Raw genomic sequence first — 15,499 nt, 5'->3', positions numbered from 1 at the left:
ACTTCACTGTTAAGCCTGAAACGTGTACTTAATTAGTGAAGGTGAGCTTATATTTGATGGGCTTAATTACTACTTAAGAACTACTTACTATTTAACTTTTTCTACTTTTAACCCAAGTACGAATAGCTTGAATGACTTGAAATAATCGTTTAGGTGCTGCATTAATATCTCTTGCCATGAGAGCAGCACGAATTTCAAGAAAATTAAGCTTCTTAATATCACCAGCTTTGAAATTTTCAACTGCGAAGTAACGCAGTATAGTCTCTTTGTCTGGTTTATCACTCTCAAGTACAGTAAGCTTATTTTTAAGTGAACTATTCAGAACTTCAGAAGCAATAAGTCTTTGACTTTTTTCCTCTACTTCTTTAATTAGACTCTTTATTTCGGACTGTTGATCTAAAAGAGCATCAGTAAGATTATCTTTTGTTAGAGCAAGCTCTTCTATTTCATCTTCCTTTTGATATAGCTCTAAAGCTTTTGTCTTTCTTTCTAAGTTTATTAATCTTATTTCATCTTCTAATATTCTGACCTGACGAACTAACCTTTCAGATGCAAAGTCTAACTCTGAACTAGACTTATATTTTTTGATTAAATCACTATCAGGAAGACGTATATAAAATTGCTCTAGAAGTATATTTATTGTCTCTAATTCATCTTCTTCACTTTCTGGAATGACACTAAAGTAAAGGTCTTTTCCTTTTTTATCTATATTGACGCTTGCTTCAATTCCAACATCCCTTAAGAAATCTGCAAAGTATGTAAGATATCGTTCACAGGCTGATCTAATTCCTGGTGAAAATTCTGAAAAGTCAAAGTGCTTAGATAAAGAGTAAGTAGTTAAAGATGATTGGTACTTTTCTATTATTTTTTTCTGAGCTTCACTAAAAGTCTTCAGACATCTATTAATAAATTTGTTTAAGGGAAAATCAAGGTCAGGATATAAAATATAAAGATTATACTGAGCTACAGGAGTTATATTTCCTGGTTCAGAAATCGAGCTTGTTGTACCTATGTCACCAATTTCATATTCTGAGAAAGACTCGCTTATAAACTCTTTAAATGAGTTTAATTGATTCTCTAATGTCCAGTTATTTTGCCAACTTAATATATTAATGGCAAAATGAAACTCTATGCTTAAGCCTTCAACATCACCTAGTTGATGAAAATAATGATTAGTATGTAATCTGATATTGTCTATATAAAAATTTTTAAATACATCATTTAAGTACCAGTCTCGATTAAAAATAATTTCATATTCTTGTAATCTTCTAGGTGAGTAAATAGTTATCTCTTCGTATAAATCTAGGTTTTTAATTACTAATCGGTTATATGTTTTGCTCGGGAAAGAAGTAACTTCAATATATCCAGATTCCGGATCTATAGTTTTTCCTTTAAAGATAAGTTCGTATTTAGATGTATTGTGACCCGTGCTATATTTGTCGCCTCTTTCAAGTCTTGGACCTGAATCACTCATACAAACTTACTCCTTATAAATAGACTAATTAACTAGCTACTATCTTAGCTATAAAACTAAATAACATTTTGGTAGTACTGTAAGATCGAGCCAGTATTTAATAAGTAGGCATTTTATCTAGTCAACTTTTTGAATTGCTATATAGCTCTGATGTGTTTGCATTAGGAGTTTTTATTTACGAACACATCTGCAAGTTGCAATAAAAAATAAACCTCTAAGGCTAAATAGTGCCAAAGAGGTTTCCATAATATTCTGTTGTGCCGTTGAGCCTAATTAGAAGATATCAACAACACTTTAAGGGTGAAATTCGCATCTAGAAGCTAGAATGTTTATGTATCGGGGATCTAGTCATTCGATGTCAACGATGCGCTCTAACCAACTGAGCTATACGTCCTCAATGGCTTATAAGCGTAACATGGTAATTCGAAATAGGGCAACGTTTCTTCGCAAGAATTTGTTTGAGTAGTTTTTAGAGTCCCGGATTGGGTGCGATCGCACTCACCCCTTGGCATCATCCCAAGCCTACGCAGGTTGAGCCCCCGGCTGCCCATCCTCAACCACAAAAGAGGCCAGGGTTTGCACTGCTGATGTAGGCGACTCTATGGACTCCACTGTGCGATAGTCCGCCTGCCAAAGATCGGGTGTGATGGTACAGCGCACATAGCCCCGATTAAGACCATCAAAGAACTTAGTGTGAGGATTACCAGGCACTGCCAGCGACACAAGCGCGTTAGTGTCTGCACCATCCCCAAAGCTCGACGAAATTGACGTACCGACAAATTCGGTACCCACGGTGGCAGAGGCAGGATTGTCAAAGTCGGCTTTGATGTCGTAAACCCAGCTGGAGTGAATATCACCGGTGATCACGACGGGGTTAGACGGTCGGCGAGCTTGTAAAAACTCGATAATGCGATCGCGCTGAGCCACATACCCATCCCACTGGTCAGGATTAAAGAAATCCCCTGGTAAAACCTGGGTGTTGCCAAAGTTAAATTGAGAAAATATTGTCTGCTGGGCCAGCACATTCCAGCGCGCATTTGAGCGATTTAACCCCGAGAATAACCAGTTCTCCTGACGTTGGCCTGTCATGGTAGCAGCCTCACTCAACGCTTCGGCACAGCGAGGGCCAAACTGATCGCCGCAGGGTTGGTCGGTGCGATATTGACGGGTATCTAAAATGTTAAAGGTGACCAGGTTGCCAAAACTCAATCGTCGATACAGCTGGAGAAAGGCACCGCGAGAGGCAGACTGTCGCCGCATCGGCATGTGTTCGTAGTAAACCTGGTAAGCAACAGCACGACGTATGGCAAAGTCTCTGGCGCTTTGTTCATCCTCAGGGAGAAAGTTAGCATAGTTGTTGTCTACTTCGTGATCATCCCAAGTGAAGGCCCATGGAAATGCGGCATGGGTCGCTTGCAAATTTTGGTCTAAACGATAGAGGGCATAGCGATTTCGATAGTCTTCCAGGGTAATCACGTCGCCGCTGTTGTGCTGACGTACAGCGTCCGCGCTAATCCCCCCTTCGTAAATGTAATCACCCAGGTGGATAACCAGGTCCAGGTCTTCCCGGGCCATGTGTTGATAAGCCGTGTAGAACCCATTTTCGTAGTCCTGGCAAGAAGCAAACGCAAACCGCAGGTCGTTTAACGGCGTTCCCGGTGCAGGTGCTGTACGGGTGCGGCCAACCAGGCTTTCTTCACCACCGGCCTCAAAGCGATACCAATAAACCCGATCCGGTTCTAGGCCAGATACTTCCAGGTGAACTGAGTGGCCTAAAGCGGCGCGGGCTAAAGTAGACTCTCTCCGGACCACATTTTGTAGGGCTTCATCCGTAGCAATGGTGCAGGTGACAGTGACATCGCTATTGGGCATGCCACCCCCCTTGAGAGGATCCGGTGCCAGACGGGTCCATAGCACGATGCCATCTGGTAGGGGATCGCCCGAGGCCACACCTAAGGTGAAGGGATAGCTGGAAAACCTTGTCTGGGCAAGAACGGGGTGCTGATTGACAAGGATAAGGCCGGTAAATGCACCCATGCCTGCCAATAGGCTACGCCGATTGAAACGATTAGACATGGGACGATCAATAGATGAACGGTGCATGCTGATGTTCCTGGTAAATGCTGACTGTTAGAAAGTTGTTGCCGCTGATTTAGGGGATGCCTCGCTCTGGCAAGATGGCCCTATGAATAATGATCAGTAACGGCAGCAAGTTTTGATAGCTGAGGCTATGGGCGACGACATAGGGCCAGGCCGACGAGCGTCACCAGGCCCGCCACCATGGCAGGTTCTGAAACAGGCATGGGCTCGGCAAATGTAACGGTGCCTGTATTGAGTTCAAATGTGGAAAAATTGTCAGTAAAAAAGCCAAAATCACCACTGCCCAAGGGCTCTTCGCGAAACTGAAAACTCAGGTCTGAGGCAATGGCAACAGAATAGTCTAAGCCTACGAGTTCACCGTCTTGAAATATTGCCAGGGGAAAGCCGCTGTCGGTATCGTCATCGCCCTTGCTATAGGTGACCGCTGTACTCAGGTCGGAACCCACATAGTCAAAGGTGAGGGAAATCAACCCAAAGTCTGGGGCTACCTGCTCCAGGCCAATGCCGCTCAGTAAGCTATCGTCATAGGTGACCTGCCCTGAGAATGTGTCCCCCACTAGAAAATCACCGCTGACAATATCTACGAAGAAGTTTGTTTGAAACCTGGCTGCGTAGGCAGGGGCTGTGGATAGAACCGTCGAACCGACTAGAGTGGATGCGATCGCAACCGTTGAAAGAGCCATTCTCATTGCATGAACTTCCAGCTTTTAATAATCACTTAATGTGTGAAAAAGACTAAACTATATAGCTTTAGAGAAGAGTCTTTACACTGTCTTTTAGAATGTCTAAAACGGTTAGTCAGAGGACATTTTTAACAAGGATGCAGGCTTTCTAAAAGATGCCTGAGCAATCTAAAAAGAGCCTTGCAAACTAATATAAATACGAAACAACAATACCCTTTTTTAGGCGGAAATTATGTTTGCCAAAACACATAGAAATAAGTTGTTATTGGTGGCATACCCCGCTTTAAAGCATCTAGAGTGGTTTCAATGTTGAGGCTGCGTTCTAGGCGTCAGACCGTTAGGATAAAACAGCAGTTTCCTGATTCCGTGTGTATGACCTGGCAAGAAGTCTCTGGTAACTGGCTTCTCGTTCCCGATCGCCCAAAGGCCATTATTCATTTCTTAGGGGGGGCGTTTATTGCCGCTGCGCCGCACCTAACCTATAGTTGGCTATTGGAAAATCTTTATCAGCAGGGCTATTGCATTGTGGCAACGCCCTTTATCAATACCTTTGACCATGGTGCGATCGCAGACGAGGTGCTGACCACATTTGACCAGGCCATGATCTATCTCCGGCGTCAGATCATTGGCGATCGCTACATACCTATATATGGTGTCGGTCACAGCATGGGCTGCAAAGTTCATCTGCTCATTGCCAGTCTGTACAACATCGAGCGAGCAGGCAATATTCTGATTTCCTTTAATAATTACCCCGCCCGCAAATCTATTCCGTTGTTAGAACAGTTCGTTCAGTTTGCTCCAGATTTTGATGTGGAGTTTACCCCCAGCCCCAACCAAACCCTTAACCTGGTTCGCGATCGCTACGCCATTGGCCATAATCTGCTGATCAAGTTTCGCCGAGATACCATTGACCAAACCTACGATCTCAGTGATGTGCTCTACCAGCGCTTTCCCCAGTTCACTGCGATTCAGATTCTCCAAGGTACACACACCACACCCATTGCCCAAGATGTCCGCTGGCAGCCCGGTCAGTCATTTACAGCCTTTGATGCCATTGGTCAGTTTGTTAAACAAGAGTTCTACAAAGACTTAGGGCAGCTTAAGAAAACCATGCTCCAATGGCTGGGTTAAAAATCCGCCTACTCTATGACGACGTCTCTAACATTTGCTGCTAGGGTGAATAAACTCTTGCCATATTGAGCTCCACACTATGCTGTTTCGCTTGCTAACGTTCAGTACCGCTGCTCTGCTACTTACGTTCCCAGGCCAGCTAGCCTGGGCTGATTCGTCTAGATTACTTGCACAGGCTGAGGAAAGTGAGGCTGCTGAAACTTCCGATGATTCAGAAGAGAATGCGACCTCAGAAGAAGTGTCCTCAGAAGCCGACATTGAGACTAATGCAGACGCATTAGAGTCTGAAGAGGCAGCACCAGAGCAGCAATCTTTGGATGACGTAGATCAGCTAATTCTCACCGGGTTATCCCTGTATGAAGACGGCAATCTGGCGGAGGCAAAAACTACCCTTGAACAGGCGCTTGACGCTGCCCGAGCCAATGAGAATTTGGCCCAGGAGTCTTTTGCTTTAACTATGCTAGGGCTGGTGACCGTTAATCAGGGGGACTATACAACTGCCTCTGACTACGGTGAGCAGGCGCTGACGGCGTTAGAGGGGGTGGATGATCCTGAATCTAGGGTGGTCGCCCTCAATGTGCTGGCACTCGCGACCCAATCCCAGGGCAATTTACCGGATGCCATTACCTATGCCCAGGACGCCCTCACCCTGGCTGACAGCCTTGAGTTTGACTCAGGTCGGTTGAATTCTTTGAGCATTTTGGCCACCAGCTACAGAACCATTGGTCAAGATGTATTAGCCCTGGAGGCGGCCCAGTTGGTGATTCCCCTGGCGCAATCAGAACGGAATGGCCAAGCCTTGTTGAGTGCTTTAAATGTGGCAAGTTCTTCGCTGTTGGCCCTGGGAGAGTATGAAACTGCGTTGACAGCGGCTGAAGATGCGCTGACCGTAGCAACTCAGTTGCAAAGCCCAGGATCGCAGGCCCTGGCGCTGAGCAATATGGGGGTGGCCCACTATCGCTTAGAAAACCTTGACAAGGCGATTGAGGCTCAAACCGAGGCATTGGCGCTGGCAGAAGAGGCAGAGGCCCTAGATGTGCAGTTCACGGCGCTATACGTATTGGCGCTGGCATTCTACGACCAGGGAGATTTGGATCAGGCAGTTGAGCTGTATGAGGACCGTTTGCAGCTGAGTCGTGAGTCCAACGCTGTGGGTGCAGAGCTACAGTCACTGCTGGGTCTAAGTTCTACTTATTTAGATAGTGGTCAGTATGAAGCTGCGATCGCATCCTTTGACGATTTACTCGTTCTTGCCCAGGAGCGTAATCAGCCCCTATTCCAAAGCTTAAGTCTGTCTGGTTTAGGCTTTGCCAATGTCCAGCTGGAGAACTATCCTGCGGCCCAAGGTCATCTTGAACAGGCTTTAGTGATTGCTAAAGACATGGGCGATCGCGAAGCCGAGTTTGGCCTGCTCAGCTTATTATCTGAAGTGCATCAAGCTCAGAATGAGCCGCAACAGGCGCAAGACTATGCTGCCCAAGCCGCAGCGCTGCAGGCAGAAGCAGAAGCGGAAAACGCATCGCCTTCAGATGACAATTCAGAGGAGGCCGCAGACGATGCAGAGTAACGCAAATTGCTGTTGCTGATTTAGAGCATGAACGGCTCAACCCAACAGGCTAACAACCTAGCCTTGAAAGGTGAAATCATACCGAGGATTAGCAACACTAAAAGGTGCATTGATTGAGCAACCGCCCACATAATTATTGCGGTTGCTTTACCAAGCTTAATTTGTTGCATCGGTTGAAATATATTAATATTCAAAGCTGTTTGGAACGTCGTCTTCGAACAAATTTTCGGATGTCATAAAATCTTGAACGTTGTGTAGAGCAGTTGGCTAGAAGCGCCAAGTTGCCTGTCTATTAGGAATACAGTGCCTTGGGCTGCACTCATCCTAAAGACTTTCTAGCTGTCCATAGGATTATGTATATCAGGGTTGAAGCGTCAGCCCTGCATAACTTTGACAATGCTGCTTGCCGTCGACGCACGTATTTTAAAACGCTTAAATCTAGTGATTACTCAAGGAGTGTTAGGTCAGATGGCCCAGGTCATTGTTGGTGAAAATGAAGGTATTGAGTCAGCATTACGACGTTTTAAACGTCAGGTATCGAGGGCTGATATCTTCTCAGATATAAAAAAGAAACGTTATTTTGAAACCCCTATTGAAAAAGCTAAACGCAAGGCAATTTCTCGTCGTCGTAAGCGCCGCTTTAAACCCAATGCCAATGCCAGCGCCTAAGCACATTGCCTGAACAATAGCGACCCAGCAACTAAGGGGCGATGACGGTTAACCGTCATCGCCCCTTAGTCATAGATATAGCCCTAGCCTTTAAGCGGCTCTGCCTATAATAGCGCCAAGCCTTTTAAGGTCAGGCGGTTTAGAAATATAGTTTTCTTATATGTCCTAACTTTACTCTCGTCTATAGTTCATAACGGTGCGTCAGATCACAAAATTTTAAGTTTCGTATCACACCAATCAAGCCAAACCTTGTAAACAGTCGTAAACAAAGGCGTTTGCTTAGCTGGTGGTGAAAAAAAGATGCCGTTACGGCTGGTGTTCAGAAAGGACACTTTTAACCTGAACTGTATGCATAGGGTGCCCATACATGTCTGAGAAATTTGCCGCCAGTGCAATATCAGTCATTTGACTTAGACGAGCACGCTGTGTTGCTTAATGTGATGCATCCTTAAACTTCGTAAAGCTCTAAAGGCAACCCGTCAGGGTCTTGGAAAAAGGTGAAGCGTTTGCCGGTTAGTGCATCTAATCGGATGGGTTCTACTGGGATGCTGTGTTTTTGTAGGTGAGCAATATTGGCGTCCAGATTGTCGACGGCTAGGGCTAAATGGCGTAGACCGCAGGCTTCAGGACGTGTGGGTCGAGGTGGTGGTTCTGGAAATGAAAATAGTTCTAATTGGGCATTGCCCAGGGTGAGATCAAGCTTGTAGGATTGCCGCTGTTCGCGCCAGGTTTCACAAATAATGTCAGCTCCTAGAATGTCAACGTAAAAGTGCTTTGATTGCCCATAGTCTGAACAGATGATGGCAATGTGGTGAATGGCTTTGATTTGCATGGATTGATCGGTTAATGGGGACAGCCGTTCCATGGAACAGCTGTCCCTGAGGATAGTAATGGCTTGTCCTTAATGACATAGGGGCTGTCAAGGCTGTTTCAGCGATTATTGTTAAAAGCTGACTTTAAAAAACGTCTACGGTCGACGATCCGTTTTAGATGATTTTTCAGATGCAGCGACTATGCTTTTTCCTAAAATCCCTTGCTAATTTAAAGGTGGCTTAAGAATGTTTGGTGCATTTAATCAGTCACAACTAACTTGGCAAATACCTCGGCCCACATGCGGTCGGGGTTTCACTTTATGGGTTTAGCCCCTGCTTTAGACTTACAGCCAAAGCGTTGCGTTGTTATCGATGTAGTCAGGTTGTCCACAGCTGTTGGTGGCGCTAAAGGTTTGAAAATAGCGTTGCAGCTTAGGGGGTAGCTCAGGGTAGTTAAATAGACCATCACCCGATGCAATTTTGGCCCAAAAATTTTCTAGAACAGGGGCATATTGCTCTGCCTCGGCTGAAGATAAGTTAAGGGGCTTACTGGTGAGTAGTTTCATTATGAAGGGGAAGGAGCGATCGGCCATCCACTGATGGGAAGTGGCCTGTAGAGTGGGCCACTCAGGTACCGCCTCAATGCGGTGAGAGGTAATATCCAGCCGGTGGCGATCGTCTACAGTCGTCAGTTCACAGATGCGGTAGGGGTGAGGATAGCTGACGAGAGAGCCAGTGGTGATTTCATAGAGTCCATCAGTTTGGGCTACATCTTGCACATGTAGGTGGCCAGTGAGCATTAGGGGCACCCCAGCAGCCTGCAAACGCTGGGTGAGGTCAGGCGCATTTTTGACCATGTAACGCTGTCCCATGCGGCTATGGGATTGGCGGGGCAGATGTTCTAGGGCGTTGTGGTGCAGCATCACCAGGGTGAGCTGGTTGGTGAGCTGATCTAGCTGTTCATCTAGCCAGTCTAGTTGTTCTGAGTCGAGCCAGCCGGTGTAAAAGGGCTCGCCCTCTACATCAAAGCCGTTGGAATTTAATCCGATTAGATGGAGCCCATCCAAAATAGTGTGGTGATAGTACGGACGGGTTGGATCGGTATAGCCAAAGGCCTGGTAAAGATCAACAAACTCGTCTAAGGAAATGGTGCGATCGCACCCTGCCTGTCTCACCACATCATGATTGCCAGGCACCACATAGACCGGAAACGGCAACCGCTCCAGACGACGGACCAGCCAGTGATGATTTTCCCGCTCACCATGCTGAACCAAATCCCCAGGCAATAACAAAAAATCAATATCCATCTGTTCCAGATGATCCAAAATCTGTTCCAAGGCTGGGATGCTGACTTCCACAAGATGGAATCGATTAGGTGAGTCCCAGATGGTGTGGGGCAGGGCAACGTGCAGATCGCTAACCACTGCAAAACGAGCCAAAAGAGACATAGGAGTTGATAGGGTAGATAAGCAAACGGTACAAAGGCTTAGTTAGTTGTGAGCGCTTAATCTTGAGTTTTGAATTAAGCCATTGGCTTAGACCTTAAAACTCAAAGCTCAAAACTGTGTCCTCAGCCTAGTGCCATCATCGCCTGTTTTCGACTATGTCCCGTGTGCGCCAGCACGTTAACCCACTCAATATTCGCTACGCCACCCCTGTTACCCCGCCTTGCTGGGCCGATGTCTTTGCCCAGCCTGCCCAACCATTACATATAGATATTGGCTGCGCTAAAGGCTATTTCATCAGCGATATGGCTCAATCTTGCCCAGATTGGAACTTCCTTGGTTTGGAGATTCGAGCCCCCTTAGTAGAACAGTGTCTGAAACATCGTGACCAGCTGGGACTGCACAATCTACATATGCTGTTTTGTAATGCCAACAATTCCCTACGACCGCTATTGGCAAGTTTGCCTCACCCCCCCCAACGAGTGAGCATTCAGTTTCCCGATCCGTGGTTTAAAAAGCGCCACCAGAAACGGCGTGTGGTGCAACCGCAGCTAGTGGCAGATTTGGCTGAGTATATGCTGCCCGGTGCATGGATTTGGCTGCAATCTGATGTGCAAGCTGTGGCAGAGGACATGGTTGAGGTATTTGCCGCCAATTCCTCTTTTCGGCGTTCCTTTGAGCCTCCTCATCCAGCACCCGTTGGCACCACAGGACCCTGGTTAGCAAACAATCCCTTGCCAGCCCAAACTGACCGAGAACGAGTCACCCTAGGGCAGGGCAAACCTGTTTATCGGGCTCTCTTTATCAAAGCCTAGATGACCTTCTAGAGACGAGTTTAAGAGAATGAATAGCTGTCCAGCATGTGCCTCTCTAGAACACGTCTTGGTAAAAAGCTCTATTCGGTGACTTTGAGTGCGTAACGATGGCGACCTTCCGGTTCAAAGGAGCCAACCCAAACGCGATAGGTACCTTTGGTAAAGGTATCCTGAATCATAGCGTCACGATTTTGACGGCTGGCACTGTCGTTACAACGCACAGTGTTGTTATTCGGCCCTTGAATCAGCAATGTGGTGTCTGCGCCACCACTATCAACCGCTATCGTTAGCTCACTAAAGTCTTCCTCTAACGTCAAAACATGGTCTGGCGTGCGGTCAGCGTATCCTAGACAAAACTCACCATTGCTGTCACGGTTAGCGATGTTTGATAAACCATAGGAACCAACCGTTTCACCCGTTGCTTGAGTAGAGGTAAAGCCCAGGGCCAGGCTCATTTCATCGGCAGCTTGGGCAACGGCAGCTAATGCTAAGGGTAAAACAAGACCCGTTAATTTGAATGCTGTTGATTTGAAAGTTGTTGATTTAAACATGATGGTCACACCTCAGGGGCACACATTGGATGCTATAACTCACTATTTCTAGCATCCCTACACTCTTACAGTATCTCCTTTAATAGGGTTAGATACTATTAAGATGACGCTTTTTATCACTGGTACAATCTCCAAAATATCAGGATAAAAATTGATGGTTTATGGTGAAATAATTCTTTAATTTCTAATTTTCTAAGGGTAAAAACTCTGGGCCTGAAAGTGAGGATTATATCCCTTAATTTCTTTCTGTTCCGGTAGGCGGTAGGTAAGGTGTTTGCTGGTACTTTTTCCTAAGTGCACCAAAGATTCTGCCATTTTAACCGCTGCTGCCACAGCGTCAATTACCGGCACCCCTAAGCGTGCTTCTAACTGTTTTTCCAAACCACTCATACCAGCACAGCCCAGGCAAATGGCTTCAGCTCCATCCTGTTGAATAGCCAGTTGGCTAGCTTTGATCAGAATATCTAATGTGGCAGTCCGATCCTGCTCCGTATCGAGCACCGATAGTTTTGTGGTGCGTACCGATGCACATCGAGCTGTTAGCCCTGTTTTTTGAATTGTTTTTTCCACCATGTCTCGTACACGGTGGAGGGTGGTAACAACACTCCATTTAGCCGCTAACATATTGGCCATGTAGAGACTGGCCTCGGCAATTCCCACTACGGGCTTCGACGTAATTTCACGGGCTGCTTCGATGCCAGGATCTCCCCAACAGGCCAAAATAAAGGCATCAGAGCTAGTATCCAGAATAATTTGTTCCAAAATCCCAGGAATAGCCAGATACTCATCATAAAAACTCTCAATGGACTCAGGTCCTGTTTGAGGTTGTACAGTGATTATCTCCGTATTAAGGAACTTGATAGCTTGGGCTGAGGCATTGATATTCGCCGTCATCGGCTGGCAAGTATTGCCGTTGATGATCTTTATGTGACACGTTGGTTGAGCCATGGCCTTAGGGAGCTAGAACATGACAATGCTCCCATGCCATTAGGACCCAGCCTTAGTTTTTATCGTTGGCTGCTATGTATCCCCAGCTATAGGCTGTTGGGCCAATGGATTGATGCACGGTAAACTCGGTCACTGGCACATAATAGTACGAGTCAAAATAGGCTTCGGTGGTGGGCCATTCCCAGGGGGAAGGACTGACTTCATCGGCAAATTTCTTAATCGGTGCTTCCCATCGACCTGCATGGCCATTGGGATTTTGAACATCCATCGGGCCATAGATGGTGATACCTGGCGGTGGATCCTGCCCCAATGCCCGTACATCTGACATCAGCGGCATTTGGGGATTTCTGTGACCCAGACCAATGGTGTACATCATATTGCTAGGGTTGGCCCCTGCTGCAAATTGAGTTGCTAAAATGCCCGCCCGTAAATAGTCCTCATCCCCTGTTAGGGTGTGGGCATGGAAAAGCGCCCGAGTTTTGGGTGTGGTCGTAGAACCCCAGCCAATCGAACGACTCGGATCTGCGTTCCACTTAAAACCGGTGCTCTCAATACTTTCGATATCAGTTTTAGCTGCCCGAATGATGGCATCGGTTGCATTTTTTTGAATAGTTTTATTGACCGTTGGTTGATTGGTACGGCTATAAACAAATGCCGAATGGCTCTGATCGTGATAGCTATGGGGTGAGATGGAGACATCGGCACTAGTAAACACAGTTGTGTCGAGAAAAATCTGATGCCATTGGTCATCACCAGTCAGTCGATAGAGCTCTGCAGCCGCTAGATTACGGGCTGAGTGCACAATTTCATGCTGTTCTTCAGTCTTTTTGGCTAGCTCTGCTTCAGCCCAGTCCATGGCCCGAATAGCACTATCTTGATAGGTTTTAGCTAAGGTCTGATCGTAATTTTGCAGCACATAGGCGGCTCGCGTTGCCACATTGGCATAGAAATAGCTAGACCAAATGCCTGGGCCATACACCATGACCATCTGGGATTCTTGCCAACTGCCCTGGGGCTTAATTGGATGCTCAGCGGATTCAATGCCGCCTGGAATGCCGCCTGCTTCGGTCTGTAAACGGCGAAAAACATCCAAACCCCAGAGGGCCTCATCCATAATGTCCGGTAAATTATTGTTGGATTCAGGTAGATTCAGCTTAATTGAGTCGAAGAACTCTGGATGGAGTTCTACCAGTTCTAGAAATGACCGACTAACATGCAGGTGAGAAATACGACGGTCCCAATCTCCGGCATCCATCCATCCACCCCAGGCATCAGGCACTTCTTCCTCGGTGCGGGTTTCCACTAATGCTTCGAACGAATTTATCCCATCCCAATAGTTAAAACCCATGCGAGTATCCATCAGCGGCACGGTGGAGCGGTAAATGACCATGCCGTCTTCTGGATGGAAAGGGCGAGGTCGTCGATAATCGGTGTAAGGTTGTTCGAGGGCAATGCCGCTGCGTTGATGGTACATTCCCCGGGCCGAGACATAGAATCCATCACGCCATGTATTTTCACCAATTTCGAACTCATAGGATGTGCCTACCCCGTCCACGTAGACACGGTACTGTCCCGGTGTGGAAAAGTCACTAAAGTCCATAATGAAAACATTGGTGTCATTATGGTTGCGATCCTGTGAGTCCCTGTAGTCTTTTGATTGCGATAGGGCCGTTTGACCTTCATAAACTCGGTTGCCCGTGGCTGTATCAATCAGCCAAAATGCCTTGCCCACACTATAGTCAAGGCCCCCACCGTTCCCCATCCAGGTAGATAAGAAGGCTACTTTGGCCGGGTCATCGGGGTCGAACCCCAGGTGTGAGACTTGAACTGCTTCACTGCGGGTTTGTTCGGGTTTATAGATAAAACTAGTATCTTGCAGGACGGTTTTACCAAATTTGAGCTGATAGGTTTCACCCACCACTAGCTCGTCCGGCATTTCTAGGAATATGGTGTGGGTTGTAGGCCACTCAAACCGCCAGGGTCCAGTTTCTGCCATGGACCTGATGTTGCTTTTGCGATAGACATTGCTAGGAGCAACCTTTTTACCATCACTGGTTAGGATTTGGTACTGGTTAAGGCTGTCAATACAGTTGGTGTTGAATTTAGGGCCCACATATTGATCTGCCAATCGAATCATGTTGGGTACATCGGGAACCAGCTGCCCCAGAAACGTCCCCTGCCGCGATACCCAACCGTCTTTCTTAATGGTGTCACCAGGTTCAGCATTGTAAACAACCTGTTTGCCCCGAACCAGTTCACCCACTTCGACACGTAGGGCCACTACATTTTTGCTGACGGTATAAGCGTGGGTTACTGAGATACCCGATGCATCATCCTCTTTTGAGGATGATGAGTTGACGATGGCTGGAATTTCAATACCTGCCAAGTTAGCGTTGCAATGGTCAACGGTAGTCCAACCAAGTAGAAAAGAGAGGAGGTTTTCTAACATTTGGGTGTGAAGGTGTGGAAGTTGGACAGTGGGATTTAGTAGACAGTCTATTCCTGGGTTTGAAAAGTTCCTTGGATTTGCCTCGATGACATTTGCGGTAAATTTGCTGTCATCGAGATATAAGACATCTAAGTGCCTGAAATTGACGTTGGGACAATTGGAAACGTTAGGATTACTTAACCCTTCTTAAATTGTTGAACTGTGTCCGGATCTGTACTCCTGATAGTCAAAACCTTTGTCAGCTTGAGGCTGCAGCCACAATAGTACCCATAGTGGACGTTATTTTATGGTGACAGCTAAGCCAGCGCATTCACAGCTGATACGAGTCGCTTTAATCCAAAGGCTGCCAATTGCCCGAGCCAATGAAGGCCGCCCAGTAGTAGGGATGGTCATACTCTAGATTTAGAAGGAATTCTCTTTGAGTATCTGTTAACGCCTGATCTCGTGGGGGCCATCTAGTAGTTTCTCGTAGTAAGCCACCATGAGTTGTTGGGTGGCGGTATCATCCACCTTCCAGATGGTCAGTTCGATGGTTAGGGCTTCACCAGCGTTACAGCGTTACCTTCAAATGTGTGGGTCTCGTAGTAACGGCTATTATATTCCAGGGCAGCAGATTTCTGGTCTAATCACTCCGTTATTGATGCAATATGGCGATGGTTAGCGGAGTTGCTCGATATACCTGAGGATTGCGTTGATTTTTACCCTGTCTGAACCCTTGAAGGACGTAAAATACCTAGCTTGAGATGATTTTTTAAGCAATATCAGTACTTTTGAACTGGACGTAACCGGGCCGTTAAGAGCGCTTGTCCATCTGCAGAACCTCGAAGTGGATAACCACACATCAAGCTCAGTTTT

13 protein-coding genes are annotated in these 15,499 nt (G+C 46.6%); 5 read left to right on the top strand and 8 right to left on the bottom strand.

Annotated features, from left to right (window positions below; genetic code table 11):
* Positions 1-91: 91 nt before the first annotated feature.
* The 3 genes from U2F10_RS05535 to U2F10_RS05525 form a co-directional block, all read right to left on the bottom strand.
* Positions 92-1,474, bottom strand: coding sequence for a hypothetical protein (locus U2F10_RS05535; protein WP_499871201.1), 1,383 nt, complete (start codon positions 1,472-1,474; stop codon positions 92-94).
* A 522-nt stretch (positions 1,475-1,996) separates the two neighbouring features.
* Positions 1,997-3,577 carry an alkaline phosphatase D family protein gene (locus tag U2F10_RS05530; RefSeq protein ID WP_499060361.1) on the bottom strand — a complete coding sequence of 527 codons (1,581 nt, stop codon included), beginning with the start codon at positions 3,575-3,577 and terminating at the stop codon, positions 1,997-1,999.
* Between the two features lie 125 nt (positions 3,578-3,702).
* Positions 3,703-4,263: a hypothetical protein gene (locus U2F10_RS05525; protein WP_499871199.1), complete on the bottom strand. Its 561-nt coding sequence runs from the start codon at positions 4,261-4,263 to the stop codon at positions 3,703-3,705.
* Positions 4,264-4,629: 366 nt separating this feature from the next.
* Between U2F10_RS05525 and U2F10_RS05520 the strand changes: the two genes are divergently transcribed.
* The 3 genes from U2F10_RS05520 (at position 4,630) to rpsU (ending at position 7,624) form a co-directional block, all read left to right on the top strand.
* A complete protein-coding gene (locus tag U2F10_RS05520) occupies positions 4,630-5,388 on the top strand; it encodes a DUF1350 family protein (protein WP_163671610.1) in 759 nt (252 codons plus the stop codon).
* Between the two features lie 79 nt (positions 5,389-5,467).
* Positions 5,468-6,955 (top strand): tetratricopeptide repeat protein, encoded by a 1,488-nt coding sequence (locus U2F10_RS05515; RefSeq protein WP_499871197.1) that lies wholly within the window; start codon positions 5,468-5,470, stop codon positions 6,953-6,955.
* A 468-nt stretch (positions 6,956-7,423) separates the two neighbouring features.
* Entirely contained in the window at positions 7,424-7,624 is a 201-nt protein-coding gene (gene rpsU, locus U2F10_RS05510) for a 30S ribosomal protein S21 (protein ID WP_499871609.1), read from the top strand.
* Positions 7,625-8,072: 448 nt separating this feature from the next.
* Here the strand turns inward: rpsU and gloA2 are convergent, their stop codons facing one another.
* Both gloA2 and U2F10_RS05500 read right to left on the bottom strand, forming a co-directional pair.
* Positions 8,073-8,456 carry an SMU1112c/YaeR family gloxylase I-like metalloprotein gene (gene gloA2 / locus U2F10_RS05505; RefSeq protein WP_499871607.1) on the bottom strand — a complete coding sequence of 128 codons (384 nt, stop codon included), beginning with the start codon at positions 8,454-8,456 and terminating at the stop codon, positions 8,073-8,075.
* Between the two features lie 324 nt (positions 8,457-8,780).
* Complete coding sequence (locus tag U2F10_RS05500) at positions 8,781-9,884, bottom strand: metallophosphoesterase family protein (RefSeq protein WP_499060355.1); 1,104 nt, start codon at positions 9,882-9,884, stop codon at positions 8,781-8,783.
* A 155-nt stretch (positions 9,885-10,039) separates the two neighbouring features.
* Between U2F10_RS05500 and trmB the strand changes: the two genes are divergently transcribed.
* Positions 10,040-10,696 (top strand): tRNA (guanosine(46)-N7)-methyltransferase TrmB, encoded by a 657-nt coding sequence (gene trmB, locus U2F10_RS05495; protein WP_163663341.1) that lies wholly within the window; start codon positions 10,040-10,042, stop codon positions 10,694-10,696.
* A gap of 80 nt (positions 10,697-10,776) precedes the next feature.
* On the opposite strand, the gene U2F10_RS05490 is transcribed toward trmB, so the two are convergent.
* The 3 genes from U2F10_RS05490 to U2F10_RS05480 form a co-directional block, all read right to left on the bottom strand.
* Positions 10,777-11,247 carry a hypothetical protein gene (locus U2F10_RS05490; RefSeq protein ID WP_163663343.1) on the bottom strand — a complete coding sequence of 157 codons (471 nt, stop codon included), beginning with the start codon at positions 11,245-11,247 and terminating at the stop codon, positions 10,777-10,779.
* A gap of 192 nt (positions 11,248-11,439) precedes the next feature.
* Entirely contained in the window at positions 11,440-12,195 is a 756-nt protein-coding gene (locus U2F10_RS05485; protein ID WP_163663345.1) for an aspartate/glutamate racemase family protein, read from the bottom strand.
* 52 nt (positions 12,196-12,247) lie between these two features.
* Positions 12,248-14,644 carry a glycoside hydrolase family 9 protein gene (locus tag U2F10_RS05480; protein ID WP_499871196.1) on the bottom strand — a complete coding sequence of 799 codons (2,397 nt, stop codon included), beginning with the start codon at positions 14,642-14,644 and terminating at the stop codon, positions 12,248-12,250.
* 481 nt (positions 14,645-15,125) lie between these two features.
* Between U2F10_RS05480 and U2F10_RS05475 the strand changes: the two genes are divergently transcribed.
* Positions 15,126-15,305 (top strand): hypothetical protein, encoded by a 180-nt coding sequence (locus U2F10_RS05475; protein WP_499871194.1) that lies wholly within the window; start codon positions 15,126-15,128, stop codon positions 15,303-15,305.
* The last annotated feature ends 194 nt before the right edge of the window (positions 15,306-15,499 follow it).

This window comes from Leptothoe sp. EHU-05/26/07-4 (assembly GCF_043421015.1).
GTDB classification, from domain to species: Bacteria; Cyanobacteriota; Cyanobacteriia; order Phormidesmidales; family Phormidesmidaceae; genus Leptothoe; species Leptothoe turfae.
Note: the sequence above shows the minus strand (reverse complement) of the source record. Positions and strands in the feature narration are given on the sequence as shown.